Source organism: Achromobacter sp. 2789STDY5608615 (assembly GCF_001298995.1).
GTDB classification, from domain to species: domain Bacteria; phylum Pseudomonadota; class Gammaproteobacteria; order Burkholderiales; family Burkholderiaceae_B; genus Achromobacter; species Achromobacter insuavis.
On the sequence record NZ_CYTY01000066.1, the window covers coordinates 1 to 5,128 of the forward strand.

Here is a 5,128-nt window from a genome sequence, read left to right on the forward strand (position 1 = left end):
CTCCCCCCCACCCGCCGCATGGAGACGCACGAGCGGCGGGCTGCGGCGGCCGGGTGGGTGCGGGGCGTGTAGATGCGCCCGAGGGAATCTGAAGGGAGCCGCAGGCGGACGAAGATGACGACGGGGCAGTCCGGAGCGAAGGCTCCGGACCGCAATCGTAGCCCCGCACCCACCCGGCCGCCGCAGCCCGCCGCGCCTCAAGAACCCTCTCTAGCCACGTGCAACATATGCAGCGTGATCTTCCGAACCTCAGCCTTGCTCATCTCAATATGCCCCCGCAACATCCTCCCCGCCGCCTCCCCCCCCGCCGAGCCAGCACCGCCCGCAAAATCGCCCCATGCTCCTCATACGTCGCATCCACCCGGAACTCCTTGGTGAAATCCAGCCGCCGCACGATCCGGATCTTCTCCGTCACCTCCCGGTGTATCAGCGCCATCTCCGCATTCCCGGCAGCCGCCACCAGTGAGCAGTGAAAGGCCTCGTCCAGCTCCGCCACCATCCGCCCATCCAGGATGCGCTGCGCCGGCGGCACCAGCCACACATCCGCCAACGCCCCCAGCAGCCCGCGCTCATCCATCTGCTCGCGCGCGCACAGCCGTTCCACCGCCGCCAGCTCCAGCACCACGCGCACGTCGTACAGCGCCTCGAAGCGCTCGAAATCGAACGGCCGCACCTGCCAGCCGCTGCGCGGGCTGGGCAGCACGAAGCCCTCGCGCTCCAGCCGCGCCAGCCCCAGCCGCACGGGCGTGCGGCTCACCCCCAGCCGCAACGCCAGCTCCGCCTCGGTGAAGCGGTCGCCCGGCAGCAGCCGGAAATCGAACAGCTCGTCCTTGATGCGCTGGTAGACCTGGTCCGCCAGCGAGCCCGCCAGCGCCGGCGCCTGCCGCAGCGCCGGGCTGATGCGCACCGGATCGCGCAGGGTCAGGTCACGGGGCACGTGGCGTCCTCGGCCAGCACCAGCAGCGCGTCGCCGGCATTGACCGGCTTGCCCGGCACGCAGCGGATCGCCGTCACCGTGCCCGACACCGGCGCGATCACGGACAGTTCCATCTTCATGGCCTCGACCACCACCAGCGTGTCGCCGGCCGCCACGCTCTGGCCCACCTGCACCGGGATCTTCCAGATGTTGCCGCACATGTCGGCGCTGACCAGGCGCTCGCCCTCGCGCAACGCGGTCTCGGGTTCCGGCGCGGCCTCGGCCTGCGCCACCGCCACATCCTCGTGCTTCCACAGCGCCACCTCGGCGTCGAACGCCGTCTTCTGGCGCGCCTGGAACGCGCCGATGCTGTCGGCCTGCTCGGCCAGGAAGCGCTGGTGCGCGGCGAAGTCGAACACCTCCTCCTCGATCCGCACCGTGGCGCGGCCCTCGCGGAAGTCCTCGCGCAGCGTGTCCAGCTCGGCCTCGCTCACCGGGTAGAAGCGCACCTGGTCGAAGAAGCGCAGCAGCCACGGCTTGCCGTCCTGGAACACCGGGTTCTTCAGGAACTTGTTCCAGATCGGCAGCGTGCGGCCCACCAGCTGGTAGCCGCCGGGCGAATCCATGCCGTAGATGCACATGTAGACGCCGCCGATGCCCACCGTGCCCTCGGCCGTGAAGGTGCGCGCCGGGTTGTACTTGGACGTCAGCAGGCGGTGGCGCGGATCGATCGGCACCGCGCACGGCGCGCCCAGGTAGACGTCGCCCAGGCCCATGATGAGGTAGCTGGCGTCGAACACGATGCGGCGCACGTCCTCGCGGCTGGCCAGGCCGTTGATGCGCTGGATGAAGTCGACATTGTTCGGCAGCCACGGCGCGCTGGCGCGCACGGTTTCCTGGTAGCGCTGCACCGCGCCCAGCGTGGCCGAGTCCTCGAACGCCATGGGCAGGTAGACCACGCGGGTCGGCACTTTCAGCGTCGCCACGTCGGCCAGTTGCGATTCGATCTGCAGCAGGCGGTCGATCAACGCCTGCTGCAGGATCACGCGGCTGTCGTAGCGGATCTGCAGCGAGCGCACGCCCGGCGACAGCTCGCGCACGCCGTCGATCGGCCGCGCCGCCAGCGCCTCCATCAGCAGGTGGATGCGCATGCGCAGCGCCAGGTCGAGCACGTTGTCGCCGTACTCCAGCAGCAGGTAGCCGTCGCCCGCCTGGCGGTACGACACCGACGGGCGCGCGTCCGTGGCCGGCAGCGCGGCGATGATGGTTTCCGAGGCCGTGGCGGGCGGCGCCGACGGCGTGGTGGCCCGCGGCGCCACGGCGCGCAGCTGTTCGACGCTGCGGTCCTGCGCCGCTTCGCGCGCCACCGCCTCGGCATAGTCGATGCGCACGAAGCGGATGCGGTCGCCCGGCTTGACCTGGCCCACCTTCCACAGTTCGGCGCGCGCGATCGTCACCGGGCAGACGAAGCCGCCCAGGCTGGGGCCGTCGCGCGTCAGGATCACCGGGCTGTCGCCGGTGAAGTTGATGCTGCCGATGGCGTATTCGCAGTCATGGATGTTGGACGGATGCAGGCCGGCCTCGCCGCCGTTCTCGCGCGCCCAGGTCGGCTTGGGGCCGGTCAGCCGCACGCCAAGGCGGTTGGAGTTGTAGTGCACCTCCCAGTCGGCGGCGAAGAAGGCCTCGATGGCTTCGGGGCGGAAGAAGTCCGGAGCGCCATGCGGGCCGTACAGCACGCCGATCTCCCAGGCGTTGCCATAGGCGGGGATCAGCTCGGCCGGCGCGGCCTGCGGCGCGTTCACCGGCGGCTCGGCGTTCGCGGCCGGCAGATCGGGGCGCACCACCGGCAGCATGTCGCCCACCCGCAGCGTGCGCCCGGCGTGGCCGCCGAACTGGCCCAGCGCGAAGGTCGAACGGCTGCCCAGGTAGACCGGCACGTCCAGCCCGTTGCGCACCGCCAGGTAGGTGCGGCAGCCGGACAGCGCCCGGCCCGTCGCCAGCACCTGGCCCGAGCGCACCGTGACCGGCTGCCACATCCGCACCGGCGCGCCATCGAGCGTGGCGGCGCATTCGGCGCCGGTCAGCGCGACGATGGCGTCGCCATGAAAGCGCAGCGTCGGCCCGACCAGCGTGGCCTCGATGCCGGCGGCGTCGGGCGCGTTGCCGACGATGCGGTTGGCCAGGCGGAAAGCGTAGTCGTCCATCGGCCCCGACGGCGGCACGCCGATGTCCCAATAGCCGGTGCGGCCCGGGTAGTCCTGCACGCTGGTGTAGGTGCCGGCCTCCAGCACCTCGATGGCCGCGGGCCGGTAGGTGAAGCCTTCCAGGAAACGCGTCGACAGCTGCCCGGCGCGAAAGCGCGCGTCGGCCACGATCTGGCGCAGATAGTCCAGGTTGGTGGCGATGCCGTGCAGGCGCGTGTGCGCCAGCGCGTCGGCCAGCTTGTCGAGCGCGGCCTCGCGAGTGTCGGCGTGCACGATCAGCTTGGCCAGCATCGGGTCGTAGAACGCCGGCACCTCGGTGCCCGTCTCGACCCAGCCATCGAGCCGCACGCCGGCCGGGAAATGCACCTCGGTCAGCACGCCGGGCGACGGCTGGAACTGGCGCAGCGGGTCCTCGGCGTACAGCCGCACCTCGATCGACGCGCCTTGCGGCGCGCGCGACATCGCGGCCAGGTCCAGCGGCTCGCCCGCCGCCACGCGCAGCATGCATTCGATCAGGTCGAGCCCGGTCACCGCCTCGGTCACCGGGTGCTCCACCTGCAGGCGGGTATTGACCTCCAGGAAGTAGAAGCTGTCGCGCGCCGGATCGTAGATGAATTCGACCGTGCCGGCCGAGCGGTAGGCCACCGATTCGCCCAGCTTGACCGCCGCCGCCAGCAGCGCCGCGCGGGTCGCGGCCGGCAGGTGCGGCGCGGGCGTTTCCTCGATCACCTTCTGGTTGCGCCGCTGCACCGAGCAATCGCGCTCGCCCAGCGCCAGCACGCGGCCGGCGCCGTCGCCGAAGATCTGCACCTCGACGTGGCGGGCGTTGTCCACGTAGCGTTCGATGAAGGCGCCGCCGTCGCGGAAGAAATGCTCGCCCATGCGCTGCACGCTGTCGAACGCCACCGTCAGCTCGGCCTCGTTGTCGCAACGCGACAGGCCGATGCCGCCGCCGCCCGCGGTGCTCTTGAGCATCACCGGATAGCCGATGCGCTCGGCCTGCGTCAGCGCCTCGCCCAGGCTGGCCAGCAGGCCCGTGCCCGGCGTCATCGGCACGCCGGCCTCGGCCGCCAGCTCGCGCGAGCGGTGCTTCAGGCCGAACTCGCGGATCTGCAGCGGCGTCGGGCCGACAAAGGCGATGCCGGCGGCCTCGCAGGCCTCGGCGAATTCGGCGCTTTCCGACAGGAAGCCATAGCCGGGGTAGATGGCCTGGGCGCCATGCTCGCGCGCGGCCGCCAGCAGCAGGTCGGTGCGCAGATAGCTGTCGACGGCCTTCTCGCCGCCCAGCGCCACGGCCACGTCGGCCTCGCGCACATGGGCCGCGTTGCGGTCGGGATCGGAATACACGGCAACGCTGCGGATGCCCAGGCGTTTCAGGGTACGGATGGCGCGGACGGCGATTTCGCCACGGTTGGCGATCAGGACGGTATCGAACACGGTTCGGCTCCCAGGGGCGATTGGCATTAGCGGGGGGTGGCGTTCAGGCTGGCGAGGTAGGCGCGCCAGCCGCCGAAGGCGGTGATGTCGCGGGCGCCGGCCAGGCCGCGCGGCTCGCAGATGAAACCCTTGACCTGGCGGCCGTCATGCAGCGTCAGCGTGCCGATGCCCAGCGGCGCGGGGATCTCGGCCACGAAGGCGCCGAACGCCGCCAGCGGGATGTCCCACAGCTCCACCTCGATCGGCGCGCCGCTGTCGGACTTCACCAGGCCCGGCTTGGGCGGCGTGGTGTTGGCCAGCGCGTAGAGCCGGTAGTCGGCGGCGGTGCGGGTCTTTTCCACCAGCACCGCGCGGCGCGAGGTCAGTTGATGGTTCAGGGGCATGCCGGTCAGGTGCGCGCCCACCACGGCCACGCGCAGCAGTTCCGGGTCGGCGGCGGGCGGCCCCATCGGCGGCAGCGGCTGGCCCGTGGCGCCCAGCGGCAGCCCGCGCTGCGCCTGCCATTGGCGGCCGAAACGCGCCAGCGCGCGGTCCTGCCACACCATGCCGATCAGCGTGATGCCGGCCGGCA

Annotated in this window: 1 protein-coding gene and 2 pseudogenes; all 3 read right to left on the reverse strand. The window is 71.5% G+C overall.

The features are described 5' to 3' along the window. Window positions 1-197: 197 nt before the first annotated feature. Window positions 198-919: pseudogene (locus tag AOZ49_RS30070) on the reverse strand (GntR family transcriptional regulator). Between the two features lie 2 nt (window positions 920-921). After that, the gene (gene uca / locus AOZ49_RS30075) at window positions 922-4,557 is read right to left on the reverse strand and encodes an urea carboxylase (RefSeq protein WP_054479542.1); all 3,636 of its coding nucleotides are present in this window, start codon (window positions 4,555-4,557) and stop codon (window positions 922-924) included. Window positions 4,558-4,583: 26 nt separating this feature from the next. After that, a pseudogene (locus AOZ49_RS33770) lies at window positions 4,584-5,128 on the reverse strand (allophanate hydrolase); the annotation flags it as partial.